A 15,091-nucleotide genomic window follows, 5' to 3' on the forward strand; every position below is an offset into this window, starting at 1 on the left:
CGGCGCTCTTGCGTCCGGGGAGGTTTACTTCGTCTTGCCTGCGTAGAAGACAGCCGGTGCGGCCGGGGCCTGCATTCCCTCGCCGATGAAGAAGCTCGGGTGCGGCGGCTGGTTGTAGCCGACCGTTTCGCGCGCCACGCCGGTGCGGTACATGGGGTCATGCATCAGGGTGCGGAGCCGGACCTCGGTGGGCGAAGTTGTGGTGTAAATCCGCAGTTCGCTGCTGTCCGCCGATGGGTACACCAGCTCCTCGCGCCAATCCCCCAGCAGGTCCGCCTGTAGCGACGGGTTACCCTTGGTGTGGTTGTTGGTGCGGGCGCCGGCGGCGGTCAGCAGCCGTTCGCTGGTTTCAGTTTCCCAGTTCCACTTGGAGATGGTGGGTACGCCCATGCCCGCGTTGGCGTCGAAGTCATGGTCAACGATCTCGCGCAGCAGGTCGCCGTCCCACCACGCCATGAAGTTGGCGGCGGGGATCTTGTCCGAAATCCGCTCCCCCTTGGCCGACATCAGGAATCCGACGGGTGAGTTCCAGGCGGCGTCGCCGCCCACTGCCCAGCTTTCAGAGCCGGGGAACCGGGGGTCAATATCTCCGGCGGCGCCGCGGCCCGTGTCCTTGACAGCGGGGATGCTCCAGAGGACTTCACCAGTGGCGGCGTCGCGGAAAGTGGCGCCCCGGTTGCCGCTGGCGCTCATGCTTTCGTGCACAGCAAAGGTTTCCAGGCCGGGCCGCGAGGGGTCCAGGTCGCCGGTATGGATGGCGTCGCCATGCCCGAGCTTGGTGTTGTACAGCGGCGTCCCGTCGTCGTCGATGGTCATTGAGCCGAAGACGAACTCGTCCTTGCCGTCCTGGTCCACGTCCGCCACGGACAGGTTGTGGTTGCCCTGGCCCTTGTACTCGGCACCCGCCACGTCGGAGTCGAACTTCCAGCGCTTGACCAGCTTGCCGTTCACCAGGTCATAGGTAACCAGCACGGTGCGGGTGTAGTAGCCGCGGCTGAACATCATGGACGGGTGTTCGCCGTCCAGGTATGCCACTCCAGCGAGGAAACGGTCCACGCGGTTGCCGTAGTTGTCCCCCCAGGCCGCAACGCTGCCGCGCGGCGGGTCGTACGGAACGGTGTCCATGATGGTGCCGGCGGCGCCGTTGAATACCGTGAGGAACTCGGGCCCGGACAGGACGTAGCCGGCGCTGTTGCGGTAATCGGCCGCGGGGTCGCCGATGACCGTACCGGCGTTGTCAGTGGTGCCGTCCGCAGTCTTGAAGGCCACTTCGGCCTTGCCGTCCCCGTCAAAGTCGTAGGCGAGCATCTGGGTGTAGTGCGCGCCGGCGCGGATGTTGCGGCCCAGGTCGATCCGCCACAGCCTGGTGCCGTCCATCTTGTACGCGTCCACGTAGACGTTGCCCGTGTAGCCGGACTTGGAGTTGTCCTGCGCGTTGGAAGGGTTCCAGAGCTGGATGATTTCGTAGGCACCGTCGCCGTCCAGATCCGCCACGCTGGAGTCGTTGGCGCTGTAGGTGTACGGCTTTCCATCCTTGCTGACGCCATCGGCCGGCTTATCCAGCTTGATGGGCAGGTAGTTCTGGGCCAGCGGGGTGAATTCGGCGCTGAGTTTGTCCTGCCCGTTGCCATTGCCCACGGTCTTGATGACGTACTTGGAGTCGGCCTTGCCGTCCGGGTCCAGGTACGTGGTGGTGTCCCGGATCGGCTCGTCGGTAATGATGGCACCGTCACGGATCACTTGGAAGCCAACGCTGTCCTTGTCCAGGCCCAGCATGCGCCAGCCCAGCGAAACACCCTGACCGGTCAGGACGGCAACCGGGGCACGGTCGAGGTTTTCCACCTGCCGGGTGAGGCCTGGACCTGCGGGGGCAGCGGGAGCCGCAGGGTTTCCTGCGCCTGGATCAGCGGCGGCAAGCGGGACACCGGTGAAGGCCAGAACAGCCGCGGTAAGGGTAGCCGCTGCTGCCGGCGCCGCCTTCCAAGCCCTGCCCGCCGGAGTTTTTGGGGACTGAATTGAGGGGTTTGCCAAAAGAACATCTCCTTTGATGCAGCGGCGGCTGAGTCCGCCGCTGTCTTTTTGAAACGTTTCATTCATAGAGCGTTATTGACCCATCGCGAGTGGTTTCAAGGGGTGCGGACTACGAGGAAGCGCTTTCTGCCCTCTAGGTCTATCAGCGTCTGACAAACCCGGTCAAGGGGTTTGACCGAAAGTGATTGGGAGAATATGTTCTTTTACGGTTGCTTCTGCACATGCCCCTTCTCCGCGGCAGCCTGCAGCAGCGGCACAGTCCGGGTGGGCATTACTTCGACCAGGGACATGGCGGTACTGGTGCGTACGACGCCGTCAATCGCCAGCATCGCGTTGGTGATCCGATGCAGGTCGGCCGGGTCCCTCGCGGCCACCTTGGCGAGCAGGTCTGCATCCCCGGTGGTGGCATGCATCTCGATGATTTCCGGGATGGTCTGCAGCGCCGCGACGGCGATGTCACTTGAGGACTGGCTGATGGAAATGGAGATGAACGCGATGAGCGGCAGGCCCAACGCTGCTGTCCGGACCCGTTGGCTGAAGGGGGCCAAGCTGCCGTCGCTGGCCAGGCGGCGGAGCCGGGCGTGGACAGTATTGCGTGCCACCCCCAGTGTTCTGGAGAGGGACAGGACCGTCGCGTGCGGGTCACTGTCCAGTGTGAGGAGGATCTCTGCGTCCAGCGCGTCAATGAGGTGCATACTGAGCATTTTGCCACTCAAGCGCAGCTCAACTACTGGATCTGTCCTGCCCAATACACCCCTGTTGCGCAAACTTCCCGAACTCCCGCACCATGCTGTCCATGACCAGCACCCTTTCCGAAGCCGCGGCACCCGAGGTCCGCGCCGCCGTCGCCCAACTCCCCGCCTACGTGGCCGGCAAGAGCGCGCAGTCCGACCTGACCGCCGCCCTTGCCTCGAATGAAAGCCACTTTCCTCCCCTGCCGTCCGTCATCACGGCGATTTCCGCCGAGGCAGACCGTATCCACCGGTACCCCAGCATGGGTGCGGTGGAGGCCCGTGAAGCCATTGCCGGGCACTTCGGCGTCAGCCCTGAGGAAATTGCGGCCGGCCCGGGAAGCTCGGGTGTACTGCAGCAGATCATCTCGGCCGTCTGCGGGCACGGTGACGAGGTGGTTTACGCCTGGCGGTCCTTCGAGGCGTATCCCATCCTGGTGGCGGTGGCCGGAGCCGTTTCGGTGCCCGTACCGCTGCTGGCAAGCGAACACCACGACCTTCCGGCCATGGCGGCTGCCATCACCGATCGCACCCGCCTGGTGATCCTGTGCTCGCCGAACAATCCCACCGGCGTGTCCATCAACCCGGAGGCACTGGAAGAGTTCCTGCAGTCCGTGCCCCCGCGGGTGCTGGTAGTGCTGGACGAGGCGTACGTCGAGTTTCAGCGCGGCCCCGGCGTGGACTCACTGGACTTCTACCGCCGCTACCCAAACCTCTGCATCCTGCGGACCTTCTCCAAAGCGTACGGGCTGGCCGGGCTGCGGATCGGCTACGCCATTGCCCGTCCCGGTATCGCCGAAGGCCTCCGCCGCACGGCCGTTCCGTTCGGCGTGAACCGGATGGCGCAGGCCGCCGCGGTTGCCTCACTCGCTGCCGCGGACGAGATCCTGGAGCGGACCGGGGCCGTGGCGCAGGAACGAACCCGGGTCATCCAGGCCCTCCGCGGCTACGGCTGGGACGTGCCGGACAGCCAGGCCAACTTCTACTGGATCCGCGCCTCCGACGAACTGCGGGAACGGCTCCTGGATGCACTGTCCGGGGCCGACATCCTTGCCCGCGGTTATGCCGTCGACGGCGTGCGGATCACTCTGGCCGACGCGGCCACCAATGACCGCGTGCTGGCGGTCCTGGCCGACCGCGAGAGGTTGTGTCCCGGTGAGCACCTCCACGAGACTTCCCGCTGACGCAACCGTCGCTGCCCCGGCCCGGCAGGTGGAAGAGCCGACGACGGCAGGTTCCGCGCCGCCGTCGGCCGCCCGCCACTCCGTGGTTGAGGATGTCCTGGGCATCCTGACGGGCACGTTCGCCGCATCGCTGGGGCTGTTCCTGCTCAAGTCCAGCGGTGCCGTCACCGGCGGCACCGCTGGGCTGGCGCTGCTGCTGAGCTACTCGGTGGCGCTGCCGTTCGGCGTCATCTTCTTCTCGGTCAACCTGCCGTTCTTCGTGCTGGCGGTGTGGAAGAAAGGCTGGAACTTCGCCCTCCGCACCGGCGCGGCAATTGCCCTGGTGTCCCTGATGGCCAGCCTGCACCCGGCGGCCCTGGGGTCGCTGCACATCGACCCCCTGTATGGCGTGCTGGGCGGAAACCTGCTGGCCGGAGTCGGACTGCTGATCCTGTTCCGGCACCAGTCAAGCCTGGGCGGCTTCAACATCCTGGCCCTGCTGCTGCAGGAGAAGCTGAAATGGCGGGCCGGGTATGTGCAGATGGTGCTGGACGTGGCCATCGTGGTGGCGTCGCTCGTGCTCGTTCCACCGCTGATGGTGCTGCTGTCCGCTGCAGGCGCCACCCTCTTGAACCTTATTCTCGCGCTGAACCACCGGCCGGGGCGCTATCTGGGAAAGTAGGCACCCGAAAGTAGGCAGGGACCAGCCCTTTTATTCCCCTGGACCGGCTGAAATATCTCGGCGGGGGGCGGTGTTGCCGCCCATATGACAACAATCGGAATCATCGGTGCAGGACATATTGGAAGCCAGGTTGCACGGAAGGCCGTGGAGCTGGGCTACGACGTGGTCATCAGCAACTCACGGGGCCCGGAAACCCTCCAGGACCTGGTGGCTGAGCTTGGCCCGAAGGCCCGGGCAGCCACCTCAGCTGAAGCGGCAGCGGCCGGCGACTTCGCCGTGGTCACGGTGCCGCTGAAGAACTACAAGGACGTCCCGGTGGAACCGCTGGCCGGCAAGATTGTGATCGACACGAACAACTACTACTGGGAGCGGGACGGCCGCATTCCCGCCCTGGACAACGGCGAGGCCACCACCTCCGGGATGCTGCAGGAACACCTCCTCCAGTCCAAGGTGGCCAAGGGCTTCAACCACATCATGGCCAAGGACATCACCACCGACGGGACTCCGGCCGGCACGGAGAACCGCCGCGCCCTTGCCACCGCCAGTGATTACCCGGAAGCCGCTGAACTGGTGACCCGCCTCTACGACGAATTCGGTTTCGACACCGTCAACGTCGGCCCGCTTTCCGAGAGCTGGCGCGTGGAGCGCGACCGCCCGGCCTATGTGGCACGGCAGAACGCCACGCAACTGAAGGACAACCTGGCCAAGGCCCCTCGAACCATCTGATTTGTCGCATACAAAAACTGGCTGGCAGTTCCCACTGCCAGCCAGTTTTCTTTCACCTGCTACCTCCGGGCCCGAACCAGCACCACCTCGAACGGGCTGGGCGGCTGATTGAACTGCGCGTTGACAGCGGCAAGCGTGCTTCCGAACAGCGCCACGGTGGTGGGGACATTGAACGCATCGCTCTTGATGGTGTCCTCAACAACGCCGGAGGACAGGTCACCGGAAAGGTCCACGCGCACTATCTGGTTGAGCTGGTTCTGGACCGCCCAGAGGGTATGGCCTCGTACCAGGATGCCGTCCACGAACGGAACGTTGACCCCTTTGATGGCCGCACTCGCGCCCGTCTTTGGGTTGACTGTGTAAAGGGCGCCGTCAACAGTGTGCGCCACGATCAGCACTCGGCCCTCCCGGGCTGCGGCAATGCCGTTAAGGTTGAACCCCTGCTTGAGGTCCGCGGCCGGGCCGCTCAGCTTGAGGGTCTTAGCCTTGCCCAGTTTGCCGTCCTCTCCGACGGGCAGGAAGTAGAGTTCCGCTGCGGCCGAGTTGGTAAACCAGGCGCCTTCATCGGTCAGCGTGACGTCGTTGATGAATCCCTTGGCCAGGTCGATATCGGCAACGGACCTACCGGTGTCGGTGTTGTAGACGAAGGCCTTCCCGGTTTCGGCGCCCGCCACGAACAGCAGGTTGTGGCAGGGATCAGCCTTCATCCCGGCGGCGGCGCGCCCCGCGGGTGCGTCGATGAAGCGGGTGGCGGTGCTGTCGCGGATATCGCCGCGGAAAATGTCACCGGTAGTGAGTTCCCCCGCGTAAAAAGTCTTGCCCTCCCCTGCCGCGATACCCTCGGCGGAGGTGGCGCCGTCGAGCACTATCTCCCCTGAAGGCGGCGCCGCCAAGCCCGGAAGGGCCGTGGGAAGGAGCAATGAAACAGTGGCAATGAGGCCGGCTGCGGCGCGTCGGCGTACTGTTCGGCGCATGCTGGTTCCTTAGTCTCGGCTGATGCGCACGGGGCCCATCTGCGGCGAGCTCCGCACGATTGGTGCTGCCATTTTAAGCTCGGGTATTGGGCCCGCGAAGGCATCGGGGTACCCAATCTGCTTACAATCGAACCCTCTGACCACTACCGAGGGACCCATGAAGAAATTCGCCACAGCCCTGTTTGCCGCCGGCCTCGTTGCTTCTGCCACGGCCTGCACCGCCACCCACCAACTGACCACCGCTGAAACCTGCGAGCGGATCCAGGCCGTTGTGTCGAACCCCGCCAACAACGCAGGCAAGACGGGCATGAACAACCTCGCGAACCAGATCCGCCCCATCCACGCGGTGGCCTCCGACGACCTCAAGCCCGCCCTCGCCTCGATCCTGGCGTACACGGACGAACAGGCCAAGGAGAACCCGGACAAGGACAAGCTGGCCGATCTCCAGTCCGGCTACCAGGAAGCCGGCGCAACCTACAGCAAGTTCTGCGGCCAGGCGGGCGGCTAAGAGCTTGGACGAAAGGACCGGCCACCTGTCCAGGTGGCCGGTCCTTTTTGTTGATGGCCCTAGAGCGTGGCGGGGTCCGTGTTGGCGCCGCACAGGATGACGGCGACGCGTTCATCCTCCGCCGGCACGTACGCTCCGGACGCCAGCGCCGCGAAGGCGGCCGCCGCTCCATGTTCCACCACGATGCGGTAGTCGTTCCACAGCGCTGAACGTGCGGCGACAATTTGTTCGTCCGTTACCAGGACGCTTACGACACCGCAGCGGACCGCGACGGAGAATCCGATGTCCCCTACCCGCCGGGCTCCCAGGGAGTCCGCGGCAATGCCCGAAACAGCCACGTCCACCGGTTGGCCGGCCGCGAGGGCGGCGTGCAGGGTGGGCGCACTTTCCGGTTCCACCGCCACCACTTTGGCGGACCCTTCGACGGCGGCCGCCACTCCCGCCATCAGCCCGCCACCGCCCGCGGCCACCAGGACTGTATCGATGTCCGGCAACTGTTCCAGCAGCTCGGAGCCCACGGTTCCGGCGCCGGCAGCTATTTCGGGCTGGTCATACGCGTGGCAGTAGACGGCGCCGGTTTCCTCTGCATGGGCCACGGCGGCCTGGTAGGCGGCGGCGTACTCGGCGCCGCCCTGGACCACGCTGGCTCCGATGGCCCTCAGTTTGGCCACTTTGACGGCCGGCGCGGCTTCGGGAACGAACACGGTGGCCGGCACCCCGAGTTGTTTCGCCGCATAGGCGTTGGCCAGTCCGGCGTTTCCGCCGGAGGCCACCACAATTCCCACATCCGCGCGCAGTTCCCCGCGCTCCTTGCTGGCCAGGATTCGGTTGATCGCACCGCGGGCCTTGAACGTGCCGGTGTGCTGCATGAACTCGCACTTGAACCAGACCTCGCCCTTGAACACTCCGGGGTCTGCCTGCAGCACGGGTGTCCTGCGGATCAGGCCCGCTGTCCGGCGTGCCGCCTGCTCTATATCGGCGTGGCTGATCATGCCTAGACTTCGTCGTCCCAGGTTCCCTGGTCCTTGAGGGCGTCTTCCGGCTCGGGTTCCCGCGCCGCTTCTTCGCCGCCAACATAGGATGCCGGAACGGTTCCGGCGGCATGGGTCTGCTGTTCCTCCCGGATGTTTTCCGCGCCCGCCTGTTCCAGGTGCTGGCCTGACACGGGTGCCTTTGCGGCCTGGTCCTTGGCCTCGTCCGGGTCGCCTGGGCCGCGGAGGTCTGCGGTGTTCTGGGGATCGTCGCTGGAAACGGTCATGGTCCTGCCTTTCACCTGGGAACTGCCTGTTGTGGAACTGCTGTTGCGGAACTGCTGTTCCGGACCGGGGAGGACCCCTGTCCGGGCTCCAGCCTACGGGCTGAAGGTATTCCTTCGTCCGCCCCAGTCCTATTGAGCGCCCGCGTCCCCCGGCTGTGAGATGCATCCCGTGGGGGACTCTGCGGCCGCCTCCAGCGTTGAACGGAACAGCGGGAGGAGGCCGGATGATCATAGTGCTGACGGGCATCGACGGGTCGGGGAAGTCGACGGCGGCACGCGCCTTGGTTGCAGCCGTGCGCGCTGGTGGCGGCCGGGCCATGCTGGTGAGCAACCATGCTGGACGCCGCGTCATGTCTTTGGCCGCGGCCAAGCTGGGAGTGCGGCTGCCCGATCAGCTGGTTGACGCCGTCGAAACCGTCCTCCGGGTGGGCAACGTGTTGCTCTCGCACCTACGCGCCAGCCGGTTCGATGGATTGGTGGTCATGGACCGCCACCTTCACTGCCAACTGGCACTGCGCCGCGCGAAAGGGTTGCCCCGGGGACGGTTCCTTCCCTGGCTGTTGGCCCGGCTGCCGCAGCCAAACGCCATTCTTCACTTGGATCTTGACCATGCCGAAGCACACCGCCGAATCACTGCCCGCGGAACGGATTCCGAGACCCTTGATGACCTCGCAGCCTTCCGCAGCGGGTACCGCGAACTGCCGGAGTTCGCGGGCTTTGTGCAGATCGACGCGTCACGTACGGCGGACGAGGTTACGGCCGACTTGGACGCGCGGCTGGTCTTCTTACGGCTGTTTGGCCGTTGGCCAGCCTAGAAGAAATGCGGATACAGAACGTGCGGGCCAGGACCAGGGAGTCCCGACCCGCACACTCTGATACTGAGAAGGTGCCTGCTACCGCGAAGCAGTCGGGGAGGCCGACGACGAGGCGCCGCTGCCGGATGACATCGTCGACGAAGAGGTCGGCGAGGCCGTCGACGAGGCTGAGCTGCTCGGCGAGGACATGCTTCCCGAACCGGACGAGCTGGTGGAGGTAGAGGTGGCGCTGGATGTTGCGCCGCCGCTCTCGGCCTTCTTCAGCACGTCGTTGATGAGGCCCTCAAGTTCCTTCTGGTCCTTGTCACCCAGGTCAGAGCCGCTCTTGGTGGCAACCACCAACAGCCGGCCCTGGGCAGCGGACACCTGCATCAGCTTCTGCTGGTTGTCACCGCTGCGGGTGCTGACAGTGGCGAAGGTCTTCTCCGCGTCCGTATCCGCCTGCAGTTTCTCGCTGGAAACGTCGTACTTCTGTCCCAACGCGGAGACCGAGAACTTGGCGCACTGGTCCATCTTGTCGCTGATGTCAGTCAGTGTCTTGACAGCATCCGGGCCGTTGCTGCCGGACTGGGCGGACAGCGTTCGCGGCTGGTTGCCTTCGGAAAGCGCCACGGCTACGTCACCGTTTTCCACCTTGTCCAGCAGGCCCGCGGTGGCAATATCCTTGCACTCCTTGGGATCAATGGTCGCCGTGCTCATGAGCAGATTGGCGATATTGCCACCCTGGTTCACCTGTTCCTTGGAGTACAGCTTGAGCTCGTTGCCGTCCGCGTCCTTCATGCCGGAGATGAGGTCACGGAGCTGATCTTCCGAATAGACCTTGGCCTCGGCCGTCTTGCTGGCAGACGCCGACGCCGAAGCCGACGTGCTTGCCGTGCCCGAGGGGCTGGCGGTACCGCCGCCGCCTCCCGAGCAGCCGGCCAACGCCAGCATCGCAGCAGCAACCACTCCAAGCGCAGAAACTTTTCGCATTAGGTTCAACCTCCGAAATAGACAGCATGCTTAGTACTTCCACTGTAGATGTTCCCATTGGGAGGGCGAAATAACGGGGCGCGATTTTTGCCCGAGTGCGCGTTCGGGCCCTGTGACATAATCCGTGGCGGGAGGCGGGTGCACCATGAGCAGCGAATTGACCCTCCGCGGGCGGATTGTCACCGCCACCTTGGACATACCGGACGGGGTTGTAGCGGTCGACGGCGGCCTGGTTGCCTTCGCGGGGCCAGCATCGGAATTTTCCGGGGTTCTTCCAGGAAACGGGCCTGGCGGCCGGGTTCTCGTGCCGGGCCTGGTGGACCTGCACTGCCACGGGGCCTATGGTTCGGACTTCTCAGAGGGCGACCTGGACGGTGCATCCCGGGCAGCCCGCTACCTGCACAGCCGCGGCACCACCACCCTGCTCGCCAGTCTTGTTACCGGGAAACCCCAGGACCTGATCCGCAACCTGCGCGTTCTGAGGGAGCTGAGCGAGCAGGGCCTGCTTGCAGGCTCCCATCTGGAAGGTCCTTTCCTCTCTACCCAGCAGTGCGGCGCCCACGACCCTGACCTGTTGACGGACCCGGATCCTGCTTTGCTGATCCAACTGCTGGCAGCGGCAGGGTCCTCACTCACATCCATGACGCTGGCAGCAGAACTCCCGGGTGCCTCCGGCTTGGTCGACCAGCTCAGTGCCCGCGGCGTTGTCCCGTCCCTGGGCCACACCGCTGCTGACCATACGACGGCGGCTGCTTTCCTTGAGCGCGCGGGCGCCGGGTTGCGTTCTGCGGCTGACAGTCACGGCAGGATCCGGCCCACCGTGACACACCTTTTCAATGCGATGCCCCCGCTGCACCACCGCGCCCCCGGCCCCGTCTCGGCCAGCCTCAGCTTGGCACGGGCCGGCAAAGCAGTTTTGGAGCTTATCGCCGACGGCGTGCACCTGGCACCAGAGACGGTGAAGCTGGTGTTCGACCTTGTTGGAGCGGGCAATATTGCCCTGGTGACCGATGCCATGGCCGCAACCGGCTTGGAGGATGGGCAGTATCGGTTGGGGTCGCTCCCAGTAACCGTGAGCGGCGGGGTGGCGCGCGTGGATGGTACGGGTGCCATCGCCGGCGGTACCGCCACCCTAATGGACGTAGTCCGGGCTACCGTCGCCGCAGGTGTCCCCCTTCAGGATGCCGTGACGTCCGCTTCCGCTGTCCCGGCATCCGTGCTGGGCCTTTCGGCAAAAGCAGGGGACCTCCGCCCCGGGATGCCCGCGGACATCGTGATGCTTGGCCAGGATCTGCAGGTGGCTGGGGTGCTGCGTGGGGGTGAGTGGGTGCATCCGATCGGGTGAACTGAGTGAGCTTCCTCGTATTTGTCCTCCCTCATTGCCTCGCAACCCAAATTGTCGGACCCCTGTTGGATGATTCTTCTATGGCAAGCAGCAGCGGTGTCGGAGCAGGTGTGCAGGGTGTTCAAGCCTCTGTGGCTGCCCTTGATGCGCTCACTGCCCTTGGTGCGCTGGACCAGGAGGACGCTTTGCTGGCCTCGGGTGCTGCTGTTGGTTCGGGTGTTGATGTGTTGCGGCGGCGGTACGAGATCCGGCTGGAGCGGCTGGAACTGGCGGCCCGTCTGGAGGCGCAGCTGGCGGCGATGAAGGCGCGGGATGCAGCGGAGGCGGTCGGGTTCCAGCAGGCCATGACTCCCCCTGACGCGTCGGTGCAGGACCGCACCTACGCCGAGATGTCCGTGGTGGAGGAGATCGCAGGAGTCCTGACCGTCAGCTCCGCCGCCGCAGGTGCTCTGGTGGAACAGTCCCGGAAAATCTGCTCCCTCCCACCGGTGTTCCAGGCCCTGTCCGCCGGTGCCATGTCCTGGCAGCACGCCCGCATCGTTGCGGACGAAACCGAGGGCCTCGATCCGGCGGGCGCTGCGGCGCTGGTGGCGCACTTCTTCGACCCCGACGCACCCCACCCCGCCCGCGGCGCAGCCCCTGGCGAACTCGTCCCCTCCCGCTTCCGGGCCAAAGTCCGCGCCTGGCGCGAACGCCACCACCCCGAGACACTGCAGAAACGCCACGCCAAAGGGGTGGCGGACCGGCGGATGGAATACACCCCGGACCGGGACGGCATGGCCTGGGTCTCGCTCTACCTCCCCGGCGACACCGCATGCGCCATCTGGAACCGCACCACCGCCACCGCCCGCGGCCTCCAAGGCCCCAACGAACCACGCACCATCACCCAACTCCGCCCCGACATCGCAGCATCCCTGCTCCTTGGATCAGCAAGCGAACCCGGCAAGGTCCCCACCCCGCGGGCCGACGTCCTGGTCACGGTGCCGGTGTTCTCCCTCCTCGGACTCACGGATGAGCCCGCAACGCTGGACGGGTTAGGGCCCATCCCGGCATCCATGGCCCGGAAACTGGTCGCCGACGGGGCGGACTCCTTCTACCGGGTCCTGGTGGACCCGAGAGACGGGGCACCCTTGGAGATCGGCCGGAAGAACTACCGGCTCACCGAAACCATCAAACGCTGGATCAGGATGCGCGACGGCAAATGCACCTTCCCCGGCTGCACCAACGGCACCCCGGACAACGACACCGACCACCTTCAGGCCTGGGAACACGGCGGAACCACCGGGGCCAGCAATCTGGCACAGCTCTGCCCGAAACACCACCGGCTCAAACACCACACCCAATGGACACCAGAGCCGGCAACAGAAGACAGATCACCCGGCTGGACCTCACCCACCGGCCGCCACTACAAACCCGAACACCCCCACCCAGAACCCACCCACTGGCCGCAATGGCTCACGCCCACCGAATACCAGTGCCTCGATGCCAGGTGTGCAAATGCCAATGCCAGGTGTGTGGATGCCAGCCCGGAAGACCTCCCCCCGTGGGAACCCGACGACGACTCACTCATAGACCCCGATGATCTCGCACCGGATGATCCGTTGTGGGCCGAACTCCTTGCATCGCCCTTCGCTCTGTCCACGTGATGCAGCCTGCCCAAATGATGCTGCCCTGCACAGCATGAAGCCGGCATACCCCTGAGCGGAAGTCCTAATGCCTCCAAGCCAAATTGAGCCGCGGCAATCCCCACGGGACTTCCCATTAGGCAGCTTTGGGGCGCTACGGTTTAGTCAGCTTTGGGGCGCTACGGTTTAGTCAGCTTTGGGGCGCTACGGTTTAGTCAGCTTTGGGGCGCTACGGTTTAGTCAGCTTTGAGCTCCGGTTCATGCAGCTTTGGGCGCTCCGCCGGTGCGGCGTCGGCGTACCAGCCGTTGTGCCTGCTCCTTCGTGGCCATGGCGCGGAGCCGGGGAACGACCCCCATGGCAAGGGGCTGCCCGTGACCGGGCGCCAGCAAGCGGGGGCCCAACTCCGCCAATCGCGAGACTGATTCCAAGGACATCTTCCAGTTCCAGGTGGTGTACCAGGGCGGGCCGGACAAGTCGGGTGATGCCAGCAGGACTCCGCGCAGCGAGTTCAAATTCACCGTCACCACCGCATCTCCAGTCATCAGGAGGCCGTCCCTGGAGCGCCAGTAGGCGACATGTCCGGGTGTGTGACCAGGGGTCGGAACGGCAGCCCAATCTGGCAGACCGGGAACTTCCCCACTGCGCGGAAGTCCTTGCACCACGTCGGAGATGTCGTTTGCCGCTTCCATGCGTCGGCGGGCACGAGTCGGCAATGACCACAGGAACGGGGCAACCAGCCAGCGGTCCAGCGGCATCGAGAATTCGGGAATGTAGCGTCCGGCAGCCATTGGCAGCTCAGCCTGATGGACGTACACCGGGATGTTCCAAGAGCGCGCCAGTGCACCGGCGGCACCTGAGTGGTCCGGGTGGATATGCGTCAGGAAAATGGCAGCCGGCGCGTTCCCGGCTCCGAGCATCTTCTCCACAGCACCGAGAACGGCTCTTGCACTGCCGGCCCACCCGCAGTCAACCATTACCCAGCCGGAACCCGAACGGACAAGGTAGAGGTTTGCGGCCCTAGGTGTAATTCCCACTGAGGTTGTGAACGCGGCTGATGGGGGTTGTGCCGCCGATGCCGGTATGGGTTCTGTGGTGATTGTAGTGGTGGAGCCACTGGTCGTAGGTGGCGGCGCGTTCGGCTTCTGAAGTGTAGGGCCGGGCGTAGGCCCATTCCGTAGCGAGAGTGCGGTTGAAGCGTTCTACCTTGCCGTTGGTCTGCGGCCGGTAGGGGCGGGTCCGCCGATGCTTGAGGTGTGGGCCCAGGGCAGCTGCGAAGGCCCGGGAGCGGTAGCAGGATCCGTTATCGGTCAGTACGGCTTTGACGGTGATGCCGTGGGCGGCGAAGAACCCTGCTGCCCGGATCCAGAAAGCGGCAGCGGTTTCCTTCTTTTCGTCGCCGAGGATTTCCGAGTACGCGAGCCGTGAGTGGTCATCGACGGCGTGGTGGAGGTACGCGTACCCGGTCCCGGCCCTTCGGTTCCTACGGCCCAGCGCCCGGCCCAGGGCGCGGTGCCCGCCGCCATCGGGAATACGGCCGAGCTTCTTGATGTCCACGTGAACGAGGTCTCCGGCGTTGTTGTGTTCGTAGCGCTGCGGCGCCGGTTTACGAACGGGCAGGCCAGTGCCTTGATCCAGGCAGGCCAGCCGGGGCATCCGGTACCTGGCCAAGACCTTGCCTACGGTTGAGCGGGCAAGACCGAGATGGGCCGCGATCCGGTGCGGTCCCCACTGCCGGTTGAAACGTAACGCGACGATCCGCCGTTCGGCGCGTACCGGTGTGCGGTTCGGGCTCCGCCGAGGCCGTGAGGACAGATCAGCCATACCGTCCTCACCACAGACGAGGTACCGGTCTACCCACTTCTTTGCGGTGGCGGGCGAGCACTGGAAACGCTCTGCGGCTCGGCGCAACGTCCAGCCCTGCTCGATGACTAAACGGGCGAGCTTACCCCTGGCCTTGGGTGTCAGGTCGGCGTTGGCATGGGTAACGTAGGACACGAGGGCCTCCTGGCGTCGATATGAGTGTGGTAACCCAAATCGATACCGGAGGCCCTCGCCCTTTACATCACGCCACGCTGTTCACAACGTCCGCGGGAATTACACCTAGGCCCCGTACCGGCGGTCATGAGCACCACGCCGGAGGCAATCTCCCGCGGTTCCGAAACCCGCATCACCGTGGCATCACACCGCTGGAAATAAGGGGACGGGTGGAGCACAGGCGCGCGAAAGATCGACATGCACAAGATTCGCCCTTGCACCGCAG

General features: G+C 65.2%; 15 protein-coding genes. 7 read left to right on the plus strand and 8 right to left on the minus strand.

Features of this window, described 5'->3' with window-relative positions; translation table 11 throughout:
• Positions 1–24 precede the first annotated feature (24 nt).
• Both LFT44_RS17925 and LFT44_RS17930 read right to left on the minus strand, forming a co-directional pair.
• A complete protein-coding gene (locus tag LFT44_RS17925; protein WP_272910871.1) occupies positions 25–2,031 on the minus strand; it encodes a rhamnogalacturonan lyase in 2,007 nt (668 codons plus the stop codon).
• Positions 2,032–2,234: 203 nt separating this feature from the next.
• A complete protein-coding gene (locus LFT44_RS17930; protein WP_236799762.1) occupies positions 2,235–2,735 on the minus strand; it encodes an Lrp/AsnC family transcriptional regulator in 501 nt (166 codons plus the stop codon).
• 92 nt (positions 2,736–2,827) lie between these two features.
• On the opposite strand from LFT44_RS17930, the gene hisC reads away from it, so the two are divergent.
• The 3 genes from hisC to LFT44_RS17945 all read left to right on the plus strand — a co-directional run bounded on the left by hisC (position 2,828) and on the right by LFT44_RS17945 (position 5,333).
• Entirely contained in the window at positions 2,828–3,946 is a 1,119-nt protein-coding gene (gene hisC / locus LFT44_RS17935; protein ID WP_442863756.1) for a histidinol-phosphate transaminase, read from the plus strand.
• Positions 3,947–3,974: 28 nt separating this feature from the next.
• A complete protein-coding gene (locus tag LFT44_RS17940) occupies positions 3,975–4,607 on the plus strand; it encodes a YitT family protein (RefSeq protein ID WP_236802948.1) in 633 nt (210 codons plus the stop codon).
• 84 nt (positions 4,608–4,691) lie between these two features.
• Positions 4,692–5,333, plus strand: a complete 642-nt coding sequence (locus LFT44_RS17945; RefSeq protein WP_236799764.1) for an NADPH-dependent F420 reductase — start codon at positions 4,692–4,694, stop codon at positions 5,331–5,333.
• Between the two features lie 59 nt (positions 5,334–5,392).
• Here the strand turns inward: LFT44_RS17945 and LFT44_RS17950 are convergent, their stop codons facing one another.
• Positions 5,393–6,307 (minus strand): hypothetical protein, encoded by a 915-nt coding sequence (locus tag LFT44_RS17950; RefSeq protein WP_236799765.1) that lies wholly within the window; start codon positions 6,305–6,307, stop codon positions 5,393–5,395.
• Between the two features lie 157 nt (positions 6,308–6,464).
• On the opposite strand from LFT44_RS17950, the gene LFT44_RS17955 reads away from it, so the two are divergent.
• A complete protein-coding gene (locus tag LFT44_RS17955; protein ID WP_236799766.1) occupies positions 6,465–6,815 on the plus strand; it encodes a hypothetical protein in 351 nt (116 codons plus the stop codon).
• Positions 6,816–6,874: 59 nt separating this feature from the next.
• On the opposite strand, the gene LFT44_RS17960 is transcribed toward LFT44_RS17955, so the two are convergent.
• Positions 6,875–7,807 (minus strand): threonine/serine dehydratase, encoded by a 933-nt coding sequence (locus tag LFT44_RS17960; protein ID WP_236799767.1) that lies wholly within the window; start codon positions 7,805–7,807, stop codon positions 6,875–6,877.
• Positions 7,808–7,809: 2 nt separating this feature from the next.
• Positions 7,810–8,073, minus strand: coding sequence for a hypothetical protein (locus LFT44_RS17965; RefSeq protein ID WP_236799768.1), 264 nt, complete (start codon positions 8,071–8,073; stop codon positions 7,810–7,812).
• Positions 8,074–8,297: 224 nt separating this feature from the next.
• Between LFT44_RS17965 and LFT44_RS17970 the strand changes: the two genes are divergently transcribed.
• Positions 8,298–8,888 (plus strand): AAA family ATPase, encoded by a 591-nt coding sequence (locus LFT44_RS17970; protein ID WP_236799769.1) that lies wholly within the window; start codon positions 8,298–8,300, stop codon positions 8,886–8,888.
• 78 nt (positions 8,889–8,966) lie between these two features.
• On the opposite strand, the gene LFT44_RS17975 is transcribed toward LFT44_RS17970, so the two are convergent.
• A complete protein-coding gene (locus LFT44_RS17975) occupies positions 8,967–9,860 on the minus strand; it encodes a hypothetical protein (protein ID WP_236799770.1) in 894 nt (297 codons plus the stop codon).
• Between the two features lie 145 nt (positions 9,861–10,005).
• On the opposite strand from LFT44_RS17975, the gene LFT44_RS17980 reads away from it, so the two are divergent.
• Entirely contained in the window at positions 10,006–11,205 is a 1,200-nt protein-coding gene (locus LFT44_RS17980) for an N-acetylglucosamine-6-phosphate deacetylase (RefSeq protein WP_236799771.1), read from the plus strand.
• A gap of 80 nt (positions 11,206–11,285) precedes the next feature.
• Positions 11,286–12,851, plus strand: a complete 1,566-nt coding sequence (locus LFT44_RS17985) for an HNH endonuclease signature motif containing protein (RefSeq protein ID WP_236799772.1) — start codon at positions 11,286–11,288, stop codon at positions 12,849–12,851.
• Positions 12,852–13,088: 237 nt separating this feature from the next.
• Here the strand turns inward: LFT44_RS17985 and LFT44_RS17990 are convergent, their stop codons facing one another.
• A complete protein-coding gene (locus LFT44_RS17990) occupies positions 13,089–13,865 on the minus strand; it encodes an MBL fold metallo-hydrolase (protein WP_236799773.1) in 777 nt (258 codons plus the stop codon).
• The gene (locus LFT44_RS17995; protein ID WP_236799774.1) at positions 13,849–14,826 is read right to left on the minus strand and encodes an IS481 family transposase; all 978 of its coding nucleotides are present in this window, start codon (positions 14,824–14,826) and stop codon (positions 13,849–13,851) included. The genes LFT44_RS17990 and LFT44_RS17995 overlap by 17 nt, the downstream gene beginning before the upstream one ends.
• Positions 14,827–15,091: the final 265 nt, after the last annotated feature.

Origin of the sequence: Arthrobacter sp. FW306-05-C (genome assembly GCF_021801725.1) — a bacterium.
Lineage (GTDB): Bacteria > Actinomycetota > Actinomycetes > Actinomycetales > Micrococcaceae > Arthrobacter.

What these genes read in the sequence shown, in the direction of transcription:
- LFT44_RS17960 (WP_236799767.1), bottom strand. Translation starts at nt 7,807, where the DNA reads ATGATCAGCCACGCCGATATAGAGCAGGCGGCACGCCGGACAGCGGGC.
- LFT44_RS17980 (WP_236799771.1), top strand. Translation starts at nt 10,006, where the DNA reads ATGAGCAGCGAATTGACCCTCCGCGGGCGGATTGTCACCGCCACCTTG.
- hisC (WP_442863756.1), top strand. Translation starts at nt 2,828, where the DNA reads ATGACCAGCACCCTTTCCGAAGCCGCGGCACCCGAGGTCCGCGCCGCC.
- LFT44_RS17955 (WP_236799766.1), top strand. Translation starts at nt 6,465, where the DNA reads ATGAAGAAATTCGCCACAGCCCTGTTTGCCGCCGGCCTCGTTGCTTCT.
- LFT44_RS17950 (WP_236799765.1), bottom strand. Translation starts at nt 6,307, where the DNA reads ATGCGCCGAACAGTACGCCGACGCGCCGCAGCCGGCCTCATTGCCACT.
- LFT44_RS17930 (WP_236799762.1), bottom strand. Translation starts at nt 2,735, where the DNA reads ATGCTCAGTATGCACCTCATTGACGCGCTGGACGCAGAGATCCTCCTC.
- LFT44_RS17975 (WP_236799770.1), bottom strand. Translation starts at nt 9,860, where the DNA reads ATGCGAAAAGTTTCTGCGCTTGGAGTGGTTGCTGCTGCGATGCTGGCG.
- LFT44_RS17945 (WP_236799764.1), top strand. Translation starts at nt 4,692, where the DNA reads ATGACAACAATCGGAATCATCGGTGCAGGACATATTGGAAGCCAGGTT.
- LFT44_RS17985 (WP_236799772.1), top strand. Translation starts at nt 11,286, where the DNA reads ATGGCAAGCAGCAGCGGTGTCGGAGCAGGTGTGCAGGGTGTTCAAGCC.
- LFT44_RS17965 (WP_236799768.1), bottom strand. Translation starts at nt 8,073, where the DNA reads ATGACCGTTTCCAGCGACGATCCCCAGAACACCGCAGACCTCCGCGGC.
- LFT44_RS17970 (WP_236799769.1), top strand. Translation starts at nt 8,298, where the DNA reads ATGATCATAGTGCTGACGGGCATCGACGGGTCGGGGAAGTCGACGGCG.